24 protein-coding genes and 3 pseudogenes are annotated in these 19,955 nt (G+C 47.4%); 10 read left to right on the forward strand and 17 right to left on the reverse strand.

What is annotated here, in order from left to right:
* Positions 1 to 25 precede the first annotated feature (25 nt).
* The 10 genes and pseudogenes from AAY47_RS13695 to AAY47_RS13740 form a co-directional block, all read right to left on the reverse strand.
* Complete coding sequence (locus AAY47_RS13695; RefSeq protein ID WP_047770707.1) at positions 26 to 343, reverse strand: phage head closure protein; 318 nt, start codon at positions 341 to 343, stop codon at positions 26 to 28.
* 10 nt (positions 344 to 353) lie between these two features.
* Positions 354 to 656 carry a head-tail connector protein gene (locus tag AAY47_RS13700; RefSeq protein WP_047770708.1) on the reverse strand — a complete coding sequence of 101 codons (303 nt, stop codon included), beginning with the start codon at positions 654 to 656 and terminating at the stop codon, positions 354 to 356.
* A gap of 85 nt (positions 657 to 741) precedes the next feature.
* Positions 742 to 1,966: pseudogene (locus tag AAY47_RS13705) on the reverse strand (phage major capsid protein).
* Positions 1,967 to 1,975: 9 nt separating this feature from the next.
* Positions 1,976 to 2,575, reverse strand: coding sequence for an HK97 family phage prohead protease (locus AAY47_RS13710; RefSeq protein ID WP_047770709.1), 600 nt, complete (start codon positions 2,573 to 2,575; stop codon positions 1,976 to 1,978).
* Entirely contained in the window at positions 2,568 to 3,800 is a 1,233-nt protein-coding gene (locus AAY47_RS13715) for a phage portal protein (RefSeq protein ID WP_047770710.1), read from the reverse strand. Before AAY47_RS13715 ends, AAY47_RS13710 begins: the two co-directional genes overlap by 8 nt.
* Positions 3,790 to 3,951 (reverse strand): hypothetical protein, encoded by a 162-nt coding sequence (locus AAY47_RS22285; protein WP_047770711.1) that lies wholly within the window; start codon positions 3,949 to 3,951, stop codon positions 3,790 to 3,792. Before AAY47_RS22285 ends, AAY47_RS13715 begins: the two co-directional genes overlap by 11 nt.
* Positions 3,948 to 5,678 carry a terminase large subunit gene (locus AAY47_RS13725; protein ID WP_047770712.1) on the reverse strand — a complete coding sequence of 577 codons (1,731 nt, stop codon included), beginning with the start codon at positions 5,676 to 5,678 and terminating at the stop codon, positions 3,948 to 3,950. Before AAY47_RS13725 ends, AAY47_RS22285 begins: the two co-directional genes overlap by 4 nt.
* On the reverse strand, positions 5,675 to 6,169 hold the full coding sequence (locus AAY47_RS13730) for a phage terminase small subunit P27 family (RefSeq protein WP_047770713.1): 495 nt from the start codon (positions 6,167 to 6,169) through the stop codon (positions 5,675 to 5,677). The genes AAY47_RS13725 and AAY47_RS13730 overlap by 4 nt, the downstream gene beginning before the upstream one ends.
* Before the next feature lie 199 nt (positions 6,170 to 6,368).
* Positions 6,369 to 6,720 (reverse strand): annotated as a pseudogene (locus AAY47_RS13735) (HNH endonuclease).
* 40 nt (positions 6,721 to 6,760) lie between these two features.
* A complete protein-coding gene (locus AAY47_RS13740) occupies positions 6,761 to 7,198 on the reverse strand; it encodes a hypothetical protein (RefSeq protein ID WP_047770714.1) in 438 nt (145 codons plus the stop codon).
* A 516-nt stretch (positions 7,199 to 7,714) separates the two neighbouring features.
* On the opposite strand from AAY47_RS13740, the gene AAY47_RS13745 reads away from it, so the two are divergent.
* Positions 7,715 to 8,125 carry a hypothetical protein gene (locus tag AAY47_RS13745; RefSeq protein WP_047770715.1) on the forward strand — a complete coding sequence of 137 codons (411 nt, stop codon included), beginning with the start codon at positions 7,715 to 7,717 and terminating at the stop codon, positions 8,123 to 8,125.
* Between the two features lie 102 nt (positions 8,126 to 8,227).
* On the opposite strand, the gene AAY47_RS21305 is transcribed toward AAY47_RS13745, so the two are convergent.
* The 5 genes and pseudogenes from AAY47_RS21305 to AAY47_RS13770 form a co-directional block, all read right to left on the reverse strand.
* Entirely contained in the window at positions 8,228 to 8,686 is a 459-nt protein-coding gene (locus AAY47_RS21305) for a lysis protein (RefSeq protein WP_047770716.1), read from the reverse strand.
* A complete protein-coding gene (locus tag AAY47_RS13755; RefSeq protein ID WP_047770717.1) occupies positions 8,683 to 9,117 on the reverse strand; it encodes a lysozyme in 435 nt (144 codons plus the stop codon). The genes AAY47_RS21305 and AAY47_RS13755 overlap by 4 nt, the downstream gene beginning before the upstream one ends.
* Entirely contained in the window at positions 9,101 to 9,439 is a 339-nt protein-coding gene (locus AAY47_RS13760; RefSeq protein ID WP_047770718.1) for a phage holin, lambda family, read from the reverse strand. The genes AAY47_RS13755 and AAY47_RS13760 overlap by 17 nt, the downstream gene beginning before the upstream one ends.
* A 150-nt stretch (positions 9,440 to 9,589) precedes the next feature.
* Complete coding sequence (locus AAY47_RS13765; protein ID WP_047770719.1) at positions 9,590 to 10,441, reverse strand: DUF2829 domain-containing protein; 852 nt, start codon at positions 10,439 to 10,441, stop codon at positions 9,590 to 9,592.
* 152 nt (positions 10,442 to 10,593) lie between these two features.
* Positions 10,594 to 10,803 (reverse strand): annotated as a pseudogene (locus tag AAY47_RS13770) (DNA methyltransferase); the annotation flags it as partial.
* Between AAY47_RS13770 and AAY47_RS13775 the strand changes: the two are divergent.
* The 4 genes from AAY47_RS13775 (at position 10,794) to AAY47_RS13790 (ending at position 14,329) form a co-directional block, all read left to right on the forward strand.
* Positions 10,794 to 11,297, forward strand: a complete 504-nt coding sequence (locus AAY47_RS13775; protein ID WP_083446754.1) for an HK97-gp10 family putative phage morphogenesis protein — start codon at positions 10,794 to 10,796, stop codon at positions 11,295 to 11,297. The pseudogene AAY47_RS13770 and the gene AAY47_RS13775 sit on opposite strands and share 10 nt — an antisense overlap.
* Before the next feature lie 16 nt (positions 11,298 to 11,313).
* A complete protein-coding gene (locus tag AAY47_RS13780) occupies positions 11,314 to 11,775 on the forward strand; it encodes a major tail shaft subunit (protein WP_047770720.1) in 462 nt (153 codons plus the stop codon).
* Entirely contained in the window at positions 11,772 to 12,119 is a 348-nt protein-coding gene (locus AAY47_RS13785) for a phage tail protein (protein ID WP_047770721.1), read from the forward strand. Before AAY47_RS13780 ends, AAY47_RS13785 begins: the two co-directional genes overlap by 4 nt.
* A 227-nt stretch (positions 12,120 to 12,346) precedes the next feature.
* Entirely contained in the window at positions 12,347 to 14,329 is a 1,983-nt protein-coding gene (locus AAY47_RS13790; RefSeq protein ID WP_053014288.1) for a phage tail tape measure protein, read from the forward strand.
* A gap of 171 nt (positions 14,330 to 14,500) precedes the next feature.
* Here AAY47_RS13790 and AAY47_RS13795 read toward each other — a convergent pair whose 3' ends face one another.
* Positions 14,501 to 14,707: a helix-turn-helix transcriptional regulator gene (locus tag AAY47_RS13795; protein WP_047770722.1), complete on the reverse strand. Its 207-nt coding sequence runs from the start codon at positions 14,705 to 14,707 to the stop codon at positions 14,501 to 14,503.
* A 216-nt stretch (positions 14,708 to 14,923) separates the two neighbouring features.
* Positions 14,924 to 16,138: a tyrosine-type recombinase/integrase gene (locus AAY47_RS13800; RefSeq protein ID WP_047770723.1), complete on the reverse strand. Its 1,215-nt coding sequence runs from the start codon at positions 16,136 to 16,138 to the stop codon at positions 14,924 to 14,926.
* A gap of 280 nt (positions 16,139 to 16,418) precedes the next feature.
* Between AAY47_RS13800 and mutY the strand changes: the two genes are divergently transcribed.
* From mutY to AAY47_RS23320, 5 genes are all read left to right on the forward strand, one after another.
* Positions 16,419 to 17,459 (forward strand): A/G-specific adenine glycosylase, encoded by a 1,041-nt coding sequence (gene mutY, locus AAY47_RS13805; RefSeq protein WP_047770724.1) that lies wholly within the window; start codon positions 16,419 to 16,421, stop codon positions 17,457 to 17,459.
* Positions 17,460 to 17,485: 26 nt separating this feature from the next.
* Entirely contained in the window at positions 17,486 to 17,758 is a 273-nt protein-coding gene (locus AAY47_RS13810) for an oxidative damage protection protein (protein ID WP_047770725.1), read from the forward strand.
* A 101-nt stretch (positions 17,759 to 17,859) separates the two neighbouring features.
* Complete coding sequence (mltC, locus tag AAY47_RS13815; protein WP_047770726.1) at positions 17,860 to 18,933, forward strand: membrane-bound lytic murein transglycosylase MltC; 1,074 nt, start codon at positions 17,860 to 17,862, stop codon at positions 18,931 to 18,933.
* A gap of 109 nt (positions 18,934 to 19,042) precedes the next feature.
* Positions 19,043 to 19,549, forward strand: a complete 507-nt coding sequence (locus tag AAY47_RS22425; RefSeq protein WP_047770727.1) for an ISAs1 family transposase — start codon at positions 19,043 to 19,045, stop codon at positions 19,547 to 19,549.
* Positions 19,527 to 19,826, forward strand: a complete 300-nt coding sequence (locus tag AAY47_RS23320; protein ID WP_419177445.1) for an ISAs1 family transposase — start codon at positions 19,527 to 19,529, stop codon at positions 19,824 to 19,826. The genes AAY47_RS22425 and AAY47_RS23320 overlap by 23 nt, the downstream gene beginning before the upstream one ends.
* Positions 19,827 to 19,955: the final 129 nt, after the last annotated feature.

The following is a 19,955-nucleotide window of genomic DNA, read 5'->3' on the forward strand; positions in this document are numbered from 1 at the left end:
GCTAATTAGATCACGTTATTAACCCTTATTCAATAGGTGTTAAAAAGTATGCTCGCGCCCTGCGGTCAGGGCGGTTGCGGTCGATGGCGCGAACAGTAAACAGTCGCCCCTGGTGTTCAACCAGCCAGTTGACATCAATCTCTTTTCTGGGCCTGATAGTGAACTGTTGCACCTCGATCACGTGTTGCTGGTCAGAGGTGCGGATTTTGCGGTTAGACATTGCCTCCGCTTTCGCCCAGACGGTGGTGACGTATTCGGATTTAATGATCTCGGCACCCAGTTCATCCCGTGTAATGACGGGATGAAACAGTTTGATGCGATGGCGCAGCGCTCCGGCTCTCATCGGCTTTCTCCTATAGCGGGATATAACGATACGGCTCTAATAGTGCCTTGAATCCGGCGGGCAAGGACTGGGCTTCACGGTTTTCATACCAGTACCCCACGGTCAGCATAATCGCCAGTTCGACATCCTCTGAGGCCAGTAATCCGTCGGGATCATCTTCCGGCATCACGTCCGCATACAGGCGGCGGTTCAGGTAATTTTCGGCCCGTTTGATGGCGGCACCGGCATAGGTTTTCAGCAAGGTATCCTCGGCCTCATTATCACTGTCAATACGGCATTGCTGCCGGAGTTTTTCAAGGGAAGGGAAAGGCATTTAATCTCCTGAATACCTGCGACCCTTGCAGATCGCAGGCACAAAAAAACCGCAATAAAGCGGCGAAATTCCCAGCAGGGATGGGTTAACCTGCGGAAGCACTGCCCTTGCCGACCAATGCCTTGATGGCGGCGGTGTCTTCCAGAATGCAGTCGAAGCGGTGGAAGGCCAGAAAGGCTGTCTGGTCATAATCCGCATAGCGCTCAACCAGCCGTCTCAGGGTCATGTAGGCCACGCGGCGAATAATGAAACGGTTGAAGTCCCCGCAGTAGATAAACTTGTTCCCTGCCCCCATGTCAGCAATGGCCTGATCAATGACATACGGCACCCCCCAGCACGGTAGACGGCACCACGCCCGCAATCTCAGGCAACCACAACGGGCGACGCTGTGCATCCTCCATCTCGGTGATGAGTTTCAGCGTGCTGTCATTGAACGCCCAGCGGAAGGTGCCGGTATTGCGGTAGGCCGGATCAAGGGCGTGTTTCAGGGCGTTCATGTCTTTCCAGCCAAACTTGGCGGCGGCATCCACTGTGCCTGTCACGGAGGTTTCCAGTCCCTTGGGTTGTTGCGGGCTGCCCTTGCCGGTGCCTTTGACCAGATACCGAGCTTCACCGCGCCCGAGGCGCTCGGCGATGCGTTTTGCCAGATAGGCTTCCATATCAATACCGGAATCCAACAACAGCTCATTGGAGACCCGGATAATTTTGGACGACAGTTTTTTCGCCCCCAGGGATTCCGTGCCGAACGTGGTATCTTCTTCGCTGGCTACCGCGTTCTCGCCCAGCAGCTCCCCTTCCTCTGTTGTACCATCGGCGGTGGACCATTCGATGGTTTGCCCGGTGGAGGTACTGAGGATTTGCGCCACACTGGCGATCCCTCCGTAGGCTTTCATGGCCTCGACTACCTTGTTCAACATCTGGGTGGGGACGGTGTAGCCGCCTTTTTCATCGGGGGAAACTCCCTGCGCGCGCAACTCCCGCAGCGCCTGACGCTCTTCGGGGGTCATTTCCCCCAGACCCTGGCGCAGGAACTTGTCAAAGGCTGCTGCCCGGCGCTCCTGCTGTTCAGTTTCGGAGTGAGTGGGCTGGTTGCGCTGTTCCGGCTCCTGATTGTCCACCAGTTGCTGATCCAGATTGCGCAACGACTCCTCGCGCTGGATTTGCTCGTTGATGCTGTCCAGCTCCGTTTTGGCCTTGTTCCATTCGGTGCGCTGCTCTTCCGTCCACGCGCTATCCCCGATTTTCTCATGCAGGGCACGCATTTCAGCCGCGATGGTATTACGGCGTTGTTTTAGTTCATGTAATGTCATGATCCCATCCTAAATATTCAGTAAAGTCAGCAGGCGTTCACGCGCCTGTTTTTGATTGATAGCGTTGGTTAAATCGCCACTGGTACGGGCTTCTTGCCATGCCGCCAGCGAACGCACAGCAGAATCCGCCTTCTGATAGGCCGGATAAGTGACCGGACTCACGTCATACAGGCGAGAAAAGCGGCTGATTTCCCGGATAACGATCCCTGCCTCATCTTCGTACCAATGTTCGCCGTCACAGGCGACCCGGAAGGCAAAACTGGACTGGGTAATGTCGCCCCGTTGCATCGGCGCTAACACCAGATCGCGGATAGTCTGGGTGTCCGGGGCTTGTATCGTGTATTGCAACCCACGCCCATCCACGGAGAGCGACAAGGTACCGGCGGTACTGCGCCCCAAAATAAAGTTGGGGTCATGGTTAAACAGCCCGCGCACATCATCATTCAAAACATCATCAAACGCGCCCGGCTTGATAATTTCACGAAAGCCCCAGAGCGGTTCTGAGCGGCTGTTAAACACCGATCCATAGCCGACAATGCGCGTCGGCTGGTTCTCCAGTGTTTCCGTTCGCACTTCACCGGGGTAACAGCGCATTTCTCTGTCACTCATCGATTGGTTTATCCTCTTGGTTGGGTTCAGGGGGAATTTTCGGGTTCAGCAGACTGGCGGCATTGACGCTGACCAGCATGGTATCCAGCTCCGCTATCGGGTTCATGTCTTCAAAGGCACGGGCTTCATTACGACTCATCCAACCATCAGTAATGGCGAAATGGTAGAAATCCGCCCGCTCTTTCGGTGTCCCGCGCAGCAGCCCCGCCAGATTAAACCGCACATAAAACCCGGCCATACGTTCCTGACGGGTAAACAGGCGGCGGTTCAGTTCCTGCTCCCAGTTCGCGACCCATGGCATGATGGTATGCCGGGTAAACTGGATGGCCTGTTCGGAAATGTTGGAGTAAGTGGCTTTCTCCAAATCGTTGATCATATGAGCGGGCACATTGAAGATCCCGGCTATCATGGAGCGGTTGAGTTTCAGCATATCAATCAACTGCGCATCCACCGGGGAAACCGTCAGGGCTTTGTAGTCCAGCTCGGCTGGCAGCAGCAGGGTTTTATTTTCCTCACTGCGTAACGCCGCTGAGGCTTTTCGCCACATCGCTTTCAGACGCTCCCAGCCCTTGTCATTCATCTCACCTTTCACCGACACAATCCCGGCCGGGCGGGCATTGCCGCCAAAAAAAGTGCTGGTGTATTTCTGCCCGCTCATGCCCATGCCGATGGTTTCGGCGTGTTGCAGTATGGGACTTAAGCCCATTTTTTGGTTATTGCCCAGCGCCCTGATATGGATCATGTCATCGGGGCTGACAGCAAAGTTCCCCTCACTGTTATACACGCCGTAGGTGTAGCGCCCGCCCGTATTGAGCAGTGTGGTTTCCCACGGCATACAGGCATCAATGCCGGTCACTTCCCCTTTTCGGTTACGTTTGACCCAGGTATAGCCATTGCCCCAACCAAGAATATGACGCTGTTTTAACTCCCGCCATTTATAGCTGGTCTGCCAGTTGTTGGGTTCATCGTGCACCAAATAAAATACCGGATGGTCATGGGCCATCTCCACCGACTGCCCCGTCTTGCGCATCACATGTAACGGCATCTGGGCGACCGACGACGACAGCACGTAGATACAGGCATACACGGCAGCCAGCTTCATGGATGTTTCCGGGCTGACATACGCATCTGTGCTGAACAGCCCCTCATGCTCAGCAGCTTCCGCTGTCAGGGGCATTGCCGGGTTCTCCAACGGTTCGCTGCGAAACAACGCATCAAGCAGCATGTTGCCTCCTTCTTGCGACCGCCAGTGCATAGGTAATCAACAGACAACCGCCAATAATCAGGGTATTTGCCAACCCGAATTTCAGGTAACACCCCGCCAGTACCGCACTCACGCCTGTCAGTGCCGCACTATCAATCAGTAAATTTTTCATAGCATTAACAGGTCATCCGGATCGAGGTTGGAAAGGAAATCAGGGGCTTCGTGCAAAATAGCCCGTCCCATTGCCATAATCAGGGCGACTGCGCCATCTATCTTGCTGTCTTTTTGTTCTTTAATGGGACGCACAATGTCATCATTGCCGCCCATCGTCTTCCCGACAACGTTGCCGGTGCACCACGACAGTATCGGGTTGCCATCGTGATGAAAGCGACCGGACTGGATAGCGGCCTCCAGTTCTTTCATCGGATCGCTCATGTGAGTGAAATTTTGGGGAATGATGATGGGATTAATGCCTTCATCCGCCAGTAAATGCGATAACCCGGTCGCGCCAAAAGGGTCAATCGGCGCTTCACTGACCGGGTTTAACTGGCAGGCAAGTTTGGCTTCCTCAAGAATGTAGCGGTAGTCTACTTCAGCACCCTCGGTGACGGTCAGCAAATCCATCTCTACCCACTTCTGAAACCGTTCCGCACTGCGCCGGTTTTCGTTCTGCTCTACGCTGTAGACCGTGTCATACGGCACCCAGAAACGCGGGGCAATACTGTAGAAATGCCGCTTGCCGTCAATCTCACGGACAAAGAGCCGTGCCATGCTGTTCATGTCCAGCTTGCGGGCAAGGTCAAAGGCCAGAAAGCAGGGCTGCCCCTCGAATTGCTCCAGTGTCAGGGTGGTATCCTCGCATTGCTTCCAGCTCACCATATTGAAGTAAGCTTCCCGGGCAGAGACCCAGATATTCAGGTGCTTGGTTTTGAAGACACTGGCTAAACGCGGGTTATTCAGCGCGCGCTGTTGCTGACTGAGCAGGAAGTCCGCATAGACCGACACACCCATATTGGGATTGGCTTTACGTAACACCGCCGGGGAGGTCCAGTCATCCCCCTCGTCCACGGTGTAAATCACCCCGAACAATTCCTCATTGGGGACATTGCCGGACAGCATTTCAATCACTTCACGGCGCTTGTCGTAACAAGGCCCTTCAATGTTATAACCGGCGGTGGTGATCGCCCACATCAGGGGCTGACGCCGTGCCCCCATTCCCGTGAGCATGGTGGTATAAAGATCGTCGGTATCGTGCTCATGGTACTCGTCCACAATGGCACAACTGGGGGACTGGCCGTCGCCGGGGTTGCCAATCAGTGGCTCAAAGCGTGCCCCATCCGCCGGGCGGTTCAGGTTCGACGCATTCACTTCAATACCGAACGCCTCCACCAGCATTGGGGTACGTTTACACATCAATCGTGCTGGCCGAAACACTTCCCATGCCTGCTTCTCGGTAGTGGCACCGGAGTACACTTCCACCCCGAACTCGTCATCACAGGTAAAGCAATAGAGTGCCACCCCCGCCGAAATCGCGGATTTGCCATTTTTACGGGGAATTTCGGTGTAGACTTCCCGAAAACGGCGTAAGCGGCTGCCCTTATGCACCCAGCCAAAGGCCGAACAGACAATAAAGAGCTGCCACGGCTCCAGCGTAATCAGCATGCGTTTAAAGGCCCACTCCCCCTTGGTGTGGGGCAGCAACTGGATAAACTTGGCCGCCCGTTCGGCCAAGTCTTTGTCGAACCGGTACTTAAACGCCTTGGTCTTCTCTTGACCCAAGTTATCCAGATGGCGCTGGCAGGCTTCCCTGACATAGCGACCCGCCTCAATTTTGCCCCGTACCACATCACGGGTGTACTGGTTCGCCGCATTGACATTTGGGTAGGATTTACGGCTCATGATGAGATCATCATCATAAACGGGTTATCGGTTTTGGCCTGACCTGCCGCCCCTATCAGGCGCTGACGGCTGCTGGGATCTAATCCCAGCATAGAGCCGGTGGTATCCATCTCAGACTGCTGCTCTTTCTTGGCCGTCAGTTCGGGATTTTTAATCGCCCCACCGGTTGCACCAGTGATGCTATTCCCCTGCATCGCAATATTCACGACTGCCCTACGCCAAAACTCATAGGCCACACACCAGCGCTCCAGTACCGCCAGATCGGTGACACACAATAATCCCTGAGCACATAATTCTTTGCTGGTCAGTTCCCACATCACCACCGCCAGCGACAGGTCACTTTCTGCAAACCAGTCCGGGGGAGCAACACTGGTCAATGGCGTGAAGGTCGGCTCATCGCGGTTCAGTTTTCGCTTACCCGGATTGCCTGCCAGTGCTTTGCGTGCCGTCGGCTTAGGGCGACGGCCTGACTTGCCCGCCGCTCCGGCCATATGCAGCACCTCCCGTGCTCAAAAACAGTGAAAGAGGGGTAAAAAAACACCCGGTTTAAATTTCATTTTTCGCGGATATAAGAAAAGACCCAAGGTGGCGGTCCTTAAGAGGAAGAGGGGCAGGGATTTGATCCACCCCTCTCCCTATAACAATGACATATGCAATAATTGCCATTAGAAATTAATATTCACTCAACCTTTAGCGTAATCGCTCTGTCGCGGTCTTCTGTCTATGGCAGGCTTCAACACAACAATTGCAGATTGCTCAACGCATCGGTGCCGCCGTGAGCTTTGGGTTGGATATGGTCAACAGTGGTACCTGTGACCGCTCGCCTCTGTCGTAAGCAATGCTGGCACAGGTGGTTATCCCGTTGTTTGACTCTGACCTTTAACTTATCCCACGGACTGCCATAGCCCCGTGCATGTCGGCTCTTGCCCTGTTGATGATGTTGCCAGCCTGTATGCAGGTGATCATTGCAGTAGCCGCTGCGGTCGGTGGTAGTCTTGGGGCAACCTGACTTACGACAGGCGCGGGGAATGCGGAGTGGCATATTCTGTCCTCCATATAGCAAAGAACCTCCCGAAGGTGGTTTACTTTGATAATTCATTCAATTTTAAACTTATTTTATTTTTCAGTTTATCCGTTTCCAATATGAAGCATTTATATCTTTCAGATGAATCACCTTTCATTTTGAGATTTTCTAACACAAGATGAATATCATTTTCGAACTCAGGGAAATAAGTTTTAGCAATAAATTCAAACTCTATGTAGTCGAATTCATGTTTTGTTGGTAATTCATCAATTGATTTATATCCCAGCTGATGACTTCCCCATTGAACAAATGAATAGAGTAAGATAATGAGCTTTTCGCCTTTTTCTATTAAAAGTTTTTTACTGTCTTTTTCTCTTTCATGTTTGAGTTGCTTATTAAAACGACGTTCATTCCAACAATTCGTAAACCAAGCAATTAGTAAAGAAAAAAAACTAGCTAAAAATGCGCTGGCTACTGGTATCCATATTGCGTTCATATAATCACTCCAATGTTGAATCGACATGCATAGTATATTTAATCAGCGCTTAGCATTCCTTACATTGTGTGTTACATACTCTATTTCAGCATATTCAACTTGCCTGTTTGATATAACCCCACACTTTTAAGTACCGGTTCAGTATCAAAAAAGATATAAAATTCTGCACAAGACACTCCGAAAATGCCCTGTTCAGTATTTGCTGTCTCTCCTGCTATCACATCACTTCGTCTGCCTACAGGGAATGTTGCTAACAATGACCCATGTTACTCGGTGGAATGGGTTATTTTTGATTCTGTCTGTACGCCCAATGTTAAAGAAATATGTCTCAGCTAATACCAGCAAACGGCGATAACACGACGCAAAGGGAGTATCGGTATTGCAATTCCTGTCAAAATAAAGAAATTATCACCGTTACTTTAACTTCATTAAGTGATTTATCTCAAATTTTAAAATATTAAAAATAGGTAAATTTATTCTTCCATTTCTAAGGCTATTTGCAAACAAGGAGTTTGTATGAGTTTTCGTTCGGGTATAGAAAAGATTGAAGGTTTATTTAAAAAAACACCTACATTTGCCAGTAGAGGCAGTGCGATAATGTCTAATCTTGCAAGTTATTCAGTCGTAAATGGACTGATTGGCTTCTTTGCTATAAGAGCACTTTGCAAATACTCCCAATATGAAGTGGTTATAGGATCTATAGTAAGTCTTTTGGTTGCTTTCCTATTTGCACTCTTCTTATTAGATACCTTTTTGAATCACATACCATTGAAAGAAATCAGTGGAAAAAGTAAATCAGTACCGGTTAGATGCTTCCTATACTTCATTTTTATCGCAGTAGGCATATTGCTCAATTTTACATACACTGCGGGAATTTATATTTCACTATTCAATTTTTCTTCACAAGTATTAACATGTAAGCTATAAAGACAGTTTGCACAAAAAACCATGTGTCATCTGAATATGACTTCATTTTTGTACACCCACTATTACAAAACGGACAGGGATTAAGTTCGTTTGTTTCAGTCATTACTTTTTTTCCCCACATTCAGTACTCACATATTCCTGCAAATATCTTAATTTTGCCCGGTCGCTGATGATGCCTTCTCGGATATCGAGAACAGTTGATCCAGTTTCTCCAGTGAGTTCGACGGTGGTTGAAGTGCCCATGCTACCGGAGGTAACGGTTTCAGACACGGGACAGGTGGCTTGGATACGCAGCTTGCGACGACCAGCGGCAACATCAGCCCGAAGAGTGTCGATTTCAGACTTGGCATTAGTGAGTTCCTGAGTGTGTTTGGTATCCAACTCATACAGCATTTCAATATGCGAGCTCTGGTAGTTGATGATGTCAGTCAGTTGCTGGATTTCGGTTATCTGATCGCTATTGATACCGAGCTGTTTCTTATATCCAGAGCGGTATAAGAAGGCTGCGGCTGAGGCAATAATCAATGCAACAACAACGCCGGAGGTGAAATTTGGCTTCATAATAAAAACATCTGACGTTCAGATACCCTGCGATTATCCAACCCACGCATAACCTTGCCTGCCGCTTTATTCCATCGGGAAAACTCTGCCGCAGCACCTGTATAATCACCTTGATTGAGTTTTTTCAATAAAGTGGAACCTGAAAAGTTACCGCTGCCACAATTGAATATAAACGAACACAAAGCATCGAACTGTCTTTGATTCAGCGAAACTTTAACCGATTGCCTTAATGTGGTGTAAATAGTTTGGAGATCATCATGCAAGAATGCCTCGGCTTGCTGCTCTGTAATCACATCTCCTTTCTTAACCCCTTTTGTATGGCCATAACCAATGGTCCACGGTATACCACCTGTTGCGGGATCAGGATAGGCTTTCAATTTCAGACCTTCATATTGCTTGATGCACTCAAGACCTTTATTGCTGATTTCCATCAGAGGATGCTCCCGCTCTTTTCTCTGCCGCCTTACGTAACAATTGACCGATAAAGTCCGTACCCAAATAACCAATTACCACACTACTGATGTAGGCTAAATCAGGATTCAGACCAAATAGATTTAATACATCACGAATGAACCAAGCGAACATGGCGCACATAAAGGCATCGATTGATACCTTTAACCATCCCCCTCCGTTATAGCGGCCTCGGAGAAATGCCATTGTCCCGGCGAGGGTTGCACCGATACCTTGCTCTTTTATTGAGGCAAGCAAGTCACCAAGGTGTACCCAGATATCAGTATTTTCTTTCACCTTCATTTTCCCCCGTTAGAACAATGGGCATCTGTGGGATGAAATAAGTTCGCCCCTAGAGACTGTCATTAAGTTAGAGTACCACCCAAAATAATTGCAAAGGAGAAAATAAAACCCCAGCATATACTGGGGGCTAAAAAGAACTTCTCTAATAGATTATTCATACCATTCGCAATGGAAACGATATTTTTTGCCTACTTGTTCTAACAGCTTACCAAACTCTACTGTGTCACCTTTCCGATAGTGAAGATGTACTTCATGGTTTGTTGAATTGCTGCTTTTCTCTGTAAAGTCTCCAAGATTATATTTTTTACCATCTACAGTAATTATCAAAGTCTTATTGGTCAGATCTGGAACTTGAGCAGCTAAACCAGTCCTAGCCTTAAATTGAATTTCGATTTGATTAGCAGCTGAAGTACCATACATAGGACCAAACCAATAAATATTATAAGGATAACCATTTGTTGTTAGATTATTTTCAATAATAACTGGATCCTCTAAGCTCCATAGTTTACCCAAAACTGGTGCAGAGTGAGCTTTTGGTGTTGCATCAAAGACTAAATTATATTTAAGAGTCTTTAGTGTTTCTGGCTCCGGCTTTACTTCTTGATCTGGTTTCGAATCAGATGTTGGTTTCACCTTATCTTCAAAAAACGCCCAATCACACGCCATCATATCTTCCTGCGTTGGTTGCCATGGCACAAAATTACCGTGCTCATTGCGCAAATCAATATGTGTCAAATAATCATACTTAGTGCTAACAGCAACACCATCAACCGCGTAAGCACTATCTTTCTCCACAGTTAAATCATTTACACGTGGAGTGATAGCCAGATACATCTCATTATTCCCTTGGCAATTCACCCAAGCAGAACGGGTAACACGCTTGCGTAGTTTTAATTGAATCAAAGCCCAAGAAAAAGAACCTACCGGTGCAATAAAACAATCACACTGATATTGTTTTGGATCAAATGGACATTCATGTTCAGGCTTAATAAATTCAGACATACTATTTCCTTATATTTATAAAATTACAGGCAGTTCAATTTAATATTTAACTTTCGCCCGCTGTTAAACAGGATGAATATATTAATAAATCCTTATGATTGAATATATCGATTAGCCTTGTATGGTCATTTTTACAATCCACTGAATCCCATTCATTTATTTGTGAATGATTTTATTTCTTGTTCCGTCTGCCTAAACCGCGCTTCTTCCAGTTCCACCCCCAACACACGACGATTCAACTTCAAAGCCGCTTTCAGTGTCGTCCCGGAACCCATAAAGAAATCCGCCACCAGATCCCCTTCCCGGCTGCTGGACTGAATAATATGTGCCATCAGGTCAGCCGGTTTTTCGCATGGATGCTCGGCAATTTGTTGCGCCGCCATTTCCATGGAAAACAACAAGGCACCGCCACCGTCGCGGGTCATGCCGTCAATCATGCACAGGGCCAGTTCCGTTTAGTGCCAAGATATTTGGCTTGGAAGAGCTGGGGCGTAAGTTGCAGGCGCTGGAAAGCGATCTCCAGACGCAAATCTTGCGCAAGGCCGGAAAAGCCGCGATGGAAATCGTCAAAGACGATATGGAAACCCACGCCGGATACGACAAGAAAAGTGACGGTCCCCATATGCGGGGCAATATCAAGATCCGAACCACAAAATCCAGGAAATACAAAGGCGGGGTGATGGTCACCGTTGGTCCCACCAAACCCCATCGTATGAAAGCACTGGCGCAGGAAATGGGCACGATCAAGCAGGTCGCGCAACCCTTTATCCGCCCAGCGCTGGATTACAACAAACAGGCCGTTTTAAAGGTACTGGCGCAGGAAATCCGCGCCGCCTTGTCGGCTTACAGTAAGTAAACTGGAGTTAACACTTATGGCAACCTCCCCTGAATACGCGGTATTACCCGCGGGAACAGTCGTCAAGTTTGGTCAGTCTGGTGACAGCGTGGCGCAGATGAAACCCTTAATTAACTGTAAGGCACTGGGGGCAACGGGACTGACGGGCAGTTTTGTTGACTGCACCACCCTGATGGATACCAACAAGCAGTTTATTTCCGATATGCCGGAAGGCCCGGAAAAATCCCTCGGTTTTATTGACGACCCGGAAAATGAAGACTTCGTCGCTTTCCTGAATGCGGCTGAAAAGCGTGAAACGGTCCAGTTCTACATTGCCCTGCCGAACAAACGTACCGCCACCCTAGTATTGGCCTTGTCCGGCTGGGAAATGAACGACATTAACGCCCCGGCGAGTGAAGTGATCCAAATCACCGTCAAGGGTAAACAAAACAACCTCGTCTGGGGTATCGCTGACACGAAAACAGGAGTCACCCAATGAAAGCATTGAAAGCCGCCTTATTAACCCCGCGCCTACAGATTAAAGCTGTCGAACTGTTTGGCACCCGCGTTAACCTGCGCCGCCTAACTGCCGCCGAGCTGTTGGATCTGGAAGAGTCCACCGAAAAGCTGAGTGACGCCGGGAACGGGCGCGAAGCCTCCCGCCTGAATATCCAGATGGTGCTGGATTGTCTGGTGGATGACAAGGGGAAGCCCATTCCCGCCGGTGATCTGCCCACGGCAGAAGAGTTGATGACCCTCCATGATAACGCCACCTTGATTGACGCCATTCAGACCGTAAAACGCCATTCCATTGGTACGCTGGAGGATGCCGAAAAAAACTAATCCGCTCGCCATGGCTGCACTTTGCTTTTACCCTAGCAGAACACCTTGGCGAAATCGATCCCTATCTCATCCTGTCCCTACCTGCGTCCACACTTAATGAGTGGCAGGCGTACTATCGGCTAAAAAATCGTAAATCCCCTGACAGTGCGCCTGTCGTTCCTGCATCAGCTCCCCGTGATACGGTGAAAGCGCAGTGTAATGCCGTGATGAAATTATTAGGTTAATTTATGGCTAATTTATCCACGTTGACGGTCGGCTTGCTGGTCAACGCGACCTCGTTTAAATCCCAGATAATGGATGCCTATCGCTATGCCGGGCAGGAATCACAACGCTTTACCGATAAATCGACGGCGGAGGCTAAAAAGCTGCAAAAGACCTACAGCTCACTGGCATCACAGATCAAATCGGTCTCCGGGCAACTGGCGTTACTGGCAGGCACAGGTTTTTCACTGAATACGATTATCTCCCATACCCGCAGATACGGGCAGGCGCTGTCTGACCTGTCCGCTATTACTGGCGCAACCGGCGAGCAATTAAAGAAACTGGATGAAAACGCCCAACGGATCGGGCGTACCACGGAATTTGGTGCCACCCGGGTTGCGGACGCTTTCAAGTTGATGGCCTCAGCCAAACCGGAATTGCTGAACAGCACGGAGGCGCTGACATTGGCAACTGAAAAAGCGGTGATCCTGGCGCAGGCATCCGGTATTGATCTGCCTGATGCCACCCGCGCACTGGCGTTATCACTCAACCAGTTCGGGGCGAGTGCCGAGCAAGCCGACCGCTTTATCAACGTGCTGGCGGCAGGCGCAAAATATGGCTCTTCTGAAATCAACGAGACCGCGCAGGCGATCAAAAACGGCGGTACAGCCGCCGCGCTGGCGGGGATCAGTTTTGAGGAGCTGGGTGCTGCTATTCAGATACTGGCAGAGCGGGGCATCAAAGGCGGCGAGGCAGGCACGGCGATCCGTAACGTGATACTGGCGCTGGAGCGTTCCACCGACAAGACGCTGAAACCTTCCGTGGTGGGGTTGTCGTCGGCACTGGAATATTTAACTGGCAAAAACTTCTCTACCGCGCAAGCGGTAAAGTTATTTGGGCGGGCGAATGTCAGTGCGGCGTCTAACTTAGTGACTGGGCGAGAAAAGCTGCAGGAACTGACCCAAGCCCTGACGGATACGCAAGTTGCCTATGAGCAGGCGGGCGCTCGCGCTAATAACCTGGGCGCGGATCTGGATGTACTGACCAGTGCGTTTGAAGGAATGGCGATTAACATCGGGCAAAGTGCAGATGGCCCGTTGCGTACAGGTGTACAGGGAGTCACCACGGCGATGAATAGCCTTTCTGAGAACTTTAATACCCTAACTCGTCTTGCTTTACATACCTTATTGCCCGTTATGGCGATAAAAATGACCGCGGGGTTACGTGAAAATATCCGCGCATGGAAGGCAACGGAAAAAGCCACTCGCCGTGCTGCTAAACAGAAAGCGGAAACGGTCAGACGCACGATTGAGCAGGCCAATGCGACCCTTCAGCTCACTCAGCGTCAGGGTGAACATATCGAAAGGCTGCGGCAGATCAATGGGCAGTATGGTCTTTTCGTTAATTACGCTAAAGAATCAAAAGCCTTATATCGGCAGGAAACAGAGGCGCTCAGACAAAAGGAAAGAGCAACAAGGTTGCTTGAGGCCGCTAATCGCCGCTTATCTTTTTCCTACCGGGCATTATCTGTTGCCGGGGGATTTGCCCGTGGTGCGCTTGCTCTGATCGGTGGACCGTTCGGGGCGGCGATGCTGGCAGGCTCTGCTATCTATTACTTCCATCAACGGGCGCAAGAGGCTCGCGAAAGTGCAACCAATTTAAAGGATGCCGTGCTCGAAACAAAAGAGGCGTTGATGCAGCTTTCCAAAATCGAACTGTCTTCTAATGTTCTAAAATACCGGGATGCACTGGATAAGCAAAAAGAGGAAACCGCCAAAATATGGCTTAATTTGCAGGGTAAGAAAAATATTGTTTCCGGTGTTGGGTTTGGCGGCCTGTGGGCGAACAAAAAGAAAGCACAAGAAGTCGTTATACACGCAGAGGCGGAATACGAAAAAGCGCTTAAAAAAACGGAATTTCATCAGAAACAGCTTGAAGCATCTCAGGCGGCATTGAAAGCGCTGGAAGCCGGCGAAAAACCCAAACCCCTAAAGTCGAGCGGTTTTTGACCGCCTGATTTATCCAAAGATGTAAATTTAGGGTGAGTTTGGGTATGCTGTGTTTCAGCCATCATCGTTACTCCGTATAACGGTTGTTGGTCAGACGCCCTGTATGTGTTGTGAGCACTACGGGGCGTTGCTTTTTTATGTTACGTTTCTTATGTCATATTCTTTTCTGTGTTATGCCGCTCGTGATTCAGCAATACGTTGCGCAATCCAGTTATCAATCTCTGATTCAATAAAAGCGACGGAGCGAGCGCCAAGTTTGACTTGTTTTGGAAATGTCCCTGCGCTAATCAGTTTGTAGATCCACGCTTTGCTATAACCCGTTCTGCGTTGAACTTCCGGCAAACGAATAAGATTTTCTTTCAGTGCTGTCATTGTCATATTTTCTCCTGTTACAGAGTCCTTGAACGCTCATCAGGGACGTTGTTTGATGACAGGCGGATTATTTAAAAAGCAAGATTAAATGAACAGCGTTAATTGTTTTTCCGATTTGTTGAATTTATCGTTTTATCCGAAGTTCAACCTTTCTCTCTGTAGGTTGTATAAAAAACGGACTCATGTGCCACGGGCACGGCGGTGTGAAAAATAACCATGCATTTACGCCTTCTTGCCAAATGTTCTTATCAGCACATTTTCACCTCGCTCCAACTTCTCCATATAATCCGCATACCATTGCAGCATTTCCCTGCGACCATCCAGATATTGAGCGTGATTGTAAGTTCCTCTGATGCTGTTCTTATCAACATGAGCAAGATGTGTTTCAATCCATTCAGACGGATATCCTTGCTCATGCAAAATTGTGCTCATGGTATGGCGGAATCCGTGGCCTGTAGCCCGCCCTGCATAACCAATGCGTTTAATTAATACATTTAATGCCATATCACTCATTGGCTTACTTGCATCATTCCTGCCCTGAAAAACATATTTCCCTTGGCCTGTCATGGGCTTTATCTGTTCTAAAATATCAAGAGCCTGCCTTGATAGAGGAACAATATGAGGGCGACGCATTTTCATTTTTTCAGCCGATATTTCCCAAACAGCCTTATCTAAATCAATTTCTGACCATTCGGCTGTGCGTAATTCACCGGGACGAACGCCTATTATCGTTTGCAAACGCATCCCCATCTTTACTATAAAACTGCCTATATAAGCATTTAAGGCTTTGTAGAATTCATGGAGTTCATCAACAACTAAAAATGAATAGTGAGATTTTTTATGTGGAATAAAAGCTGAGACTAAATCAGGGGCGGGATTATATTCGGCTCTCCCTGTTACTATTGCATATCGCCACACTTCCCCACAGCGCTGGCGTACTTTCTTGAGTTTCTCGTTCGCTCCACGATCATACAATCTGGATAAAACAGCCATAAGCTCCATTGGCTTAATTTCAGCAATAGGTCTGTTACCTATGTAGGGAAAGACTTCTTTTTCAAACGTTTCCATCATTTCTTTTGCGTAGGAAGCTGACCACCTGTCTTTGCGTTTTTCGTACCATTCAAATGTTATATTTTTGAAGGTATTTTCTATCAGGTTTGCGGCGGATATTTTTTCAGCTTTTCTTACGTCGCTGGGGTTGATTCCATTAGCCACTAACTTTCTGGCTTCATCACGTTTGGTTCTGGCTTCCATAAGCGTTACTACCGGATAGACACCTAATGAGAGCATTTTGGTTTTACCCGCAAATTGATAACGATATCTCCAACCTTTCGAACCATTAGTGTCAACTAACAAAGATAGCCCATTGCCATCTGCCAGCGTATAGGCTTTTTCCTTTGGCTTCGCTCGCTTAATTACTAAGTCTGTCAGCTTCATAATCCACCAATATTGTATAGAAAAAATAAATAGGAAGTTTCTATACGGAAAACTATACAATAAATTGCATAGATTGAGAAATATAATACTAGACTAAGAGAGAATAAAATGGCGTAAATTACTTTATTTTAATGTGATTAGTGGACTTTTATAGACGGTGAAATAAGTATATTATCAGCCTGCGTACTGCTTCGAAACAAAGTTCGGGTTTACACCGAGGTTCCGCTATGTTGCAATCCTGTTCACAAAACAATTATCCGATATAAAGACAATTATTCTAATGATGGAAGCTGAGCAATTTTCACAAGTGGTGCTTGAATGGTATCACCGTTATGGTCGCAAGACCCTGCCATGGCAGTTGGAGAAAACATCCTATCACGTCTGGCTTTCAGAGGTGATGCTGCAACAAACTCAGGTTGCGACAGTTATTCCCTATTTCCAAAAATTTATTTCACGCTTTCCTGATGTTGCTTCCTTAGCTGCTGCACCGCTGGATGAGGTTCTCCATTTATGGACCGGGTTGGGATATTACGCACGTGCTCGTAACTTACATAAAGCTGCACAACAGATTGTCACGTTACACAGCGGCAAATTTCCGACAACCTTTGATGATGTTGTAGCTCTGCCCGGTGTAGGGCGTTCAACTGCTGGAGCTATTCTCTCACTATCTCAAGGCAAGCATTTCCCTATTCTTGATGGTAACGTGAAACGTGTTTTGGCACGCTGCTACGCTATTGATGGCTGGCCGGGGAAAAAAGAAGTTGAAAACCAGTTATGGGATATCAGCACGCGCGTGACGCCCAGGCAAGGTGCCGAATATTTTAATCAGGCGATGATGGATTTGGGGGCTATGGTTTGCACCCGTAGCAAACCAAAATGTGAGATTTGCCCACTTAACACGGGTTGCATCGCTTACGCCAATCATAGTTGGGCAAACTATCCGGGGAAAAAACCCAAACAGAGCATCCCTGAAAAAACAGCCTACTTTTTATTAATGCAACATGGCGATATGGTCTGGCTGGAGCAGCGCCCACTTTCTGGGATTTGGGGTGGTTTGTTTGCTTTCCCACAATTTGCTGATCAAATATCACTGGAACAATGGCTGGAAAACTCAGGTATCTCACACAGCAAACTTGAACAACTGACAGCATTTCGCCACACATTCAGCCATTTTCATTTAGATATCGTTCCGATTAAAATCGATATTTTAACTTTTGATTCCTGTATGGATGAAAGTAAAGGACTTTGGTATAACTTACGTCAGCCAGCAACCATTGGATTGGCAGCTCCCGTTGAGTATCTTTTGCAACAATTGGGTTAAGTTACCCACTATTTTGAGGATTAATTATGAGCAGAACTATTTTTTGCACTTTTTTACAACGAGAAGCGGAAGGCCAAGATTTTCAGCTTTATCCAGGGGAGTTGGGCAAGCGTATTTTCAATGAAATTTCAAAAGAAGCATGGCAACAATGGATGAGTAAACAAACCATGCTGATTAATGAAAAAAAACTCAATACCATGAACCCAGAAGATCGCAAACTGCTTGAACAAGAGATGGTGAAATTCCTGTTTGAAGGGCATGATATTAAAATCGACGGTTATACACCTCCAGAACAATAATATTACTACTTGACTAGTATAATAAGAGCCATTTTGTATGGCTCTATACATTGATTGAAACTTCAATATCCAACAGCATTAATATCCAACGGCATTGTAAAATGAAAAAACTGCTGGCTTTGCTCCTCCTCGCCCCACTTTTAATTTCCTGTTCAAGCAAAAAAGACGTTGAGTACAACGAAGAATATATAAAAGACACCAATGGTTTCGATATTTTGATGGGGCAATTTGCTCATAATATTGAAAATATTTGGGGATTGCAGGAAGTTTTAATCGCAGGCCCAAAAGATTACGTTAAATACACAGATCAATATAAGACCCGCAGCCATATCAATTTTGAGACGGGAAATATTACGATTGAAACCATCTCTCCCATTGAGCCTACTGAACATTTACGCAAAGCGATTGTTACGACATTGCTGATGGGAGATGATCCTGGCACTATTGATCTTTATTCCGACGCCAACGATGTTCAGATAAGCAAAGAACCTTTTCTATATGGACAAATTTTGGATAACACGGGGGAACCCATTCGCTGGGAATGGCGCGCACGTCATTTTGCCAATTATCTACTCCAGAATAAGTTGCAAAAACGTCAATCAGGATTACACGTTATTTGGTCGGTTACTCTCCAATTGGTTCCTAACCATTTGGATAAACGTGCCCATAAATATCTTCCTATTGTGCGCAAAGCCTCCATCAAATATGGCGTTGATGAATCTCTAATCTTTGCCGTCATGCAGACTGAATCCAGTTTTAACCCTTATGCCGTCAGCCGCTCTGATGCCCTGGGACTTATGCAGGTAATGCAGCACACCGCCGGACGAGATGTTTTCAATATGCAAGGAAAATCAGGCCAGCCTGGCCGCAATTATCTCTTCGACCCTGAGAACAATATTGATACCGGCACAGCCTATCTATCAATTTTGCAAAATATATACTTGGGGGAAATCAAAAACGCTACCTCACGTCGGTATGCTGTTATCACAGCTTACAATGGCGGTGCCGGCAGCGTATTACGCGTATTCTCCAATGATAAAAAGAAAGCGGTTCAAATCATCAATTCAATGGAACCTGGTGATGTTTATGCAACCCTGACCAATAAACATCCTTCTGCTGAATCACGTCGCTATTTGCTGAAAGTAAATAATGCTCAAAAAAGCTATCGCAGGTAGTTAATAACAGATTCGTTGATAGTAAAAAATAGCAGATGGAGGGGGGATTACCAGGGGTTACGCATGAAAATATTGAGTGGATAATTCCTTCATTTTGAGAGGGGTGCAGATGAAAGAATTAGTGGCGGTCTTTTCTGATTTTCCAGATCCACGTTGTCAGGGAAAGGTTAAACACCGTTTTATTGATATCTTAGTGATCGCCGTATGCGCTGTCATTGCCGGGGCTAATGCCTGGACCGATATTGAACAGTACGGCCAGCTAAAAAAGGATTGGCTGGGTTCATTTCTTCCGCTCAAAGGCGGTATTCCTTCACATGATACTTTCCGGCGCTGTTTCAGTTTATTAAATCCCGCTCTCTTTGAACGTCATTTTTATCAGTGGGTTTCTCGTGACGTCTCTTCAGAAAAGCGGGTGATCATTGCGATTGATGGTAAAAGTTTACGCCATTCGTTTGATAAGAAAATTGAACAAAGCCCACTACATGTGGTGAGTGCATTCTCGGTTGAGAAAGGACTCAGCTTATGTCAGTGTGCAGTAGACGGAATACTTAAGTTCTTGGCCAGATATTCAGGCTCTTCTGGTAACGGAAACGATACGACAAGAACGCTATTCTGACACAGTGACCTCTGATTTTCGTTATTATTTAAGCCGTTGTCATGATTCTCCCGCCTTTCAACTAGGTGCCATAAGACAACATGGGGCTATCGAAAATAGTTTACACTGGGTACTGGATGTCACTTTTAGAGAAGATGATGCACGGATGAGAGAGCGGACCGCCACAAGAGTATTTGCCCAATTACGTAAAATGGCACTCAATATTGTTAAACGAGATACCAACAGTAAACTGTGTTTGAGTGCTCGAAGGAAATCGGCCGGGTGGGATAATGGCTAAATGGAAGCGCTGCTATTTAATCAATTTTAGCCCACCAAAATTTCATGCGTAACCCCTGGGGGGATTCAGGGCGCGAGCATGCTTTGATGAATATTCAACCAAAGAAAACTCTTGCCCTATAATCATCAC

The organism is Xenorhabdus griffiniae, from assembly GCF_001028135.1.
Taxonomy (GTDB): Bacteria; Pseudomonadota; Gammaproteobacteria; order Enterobacterales; family Enterobacteriaceae; genus Xenorhabdus; species Xenorhabdus bakwenae.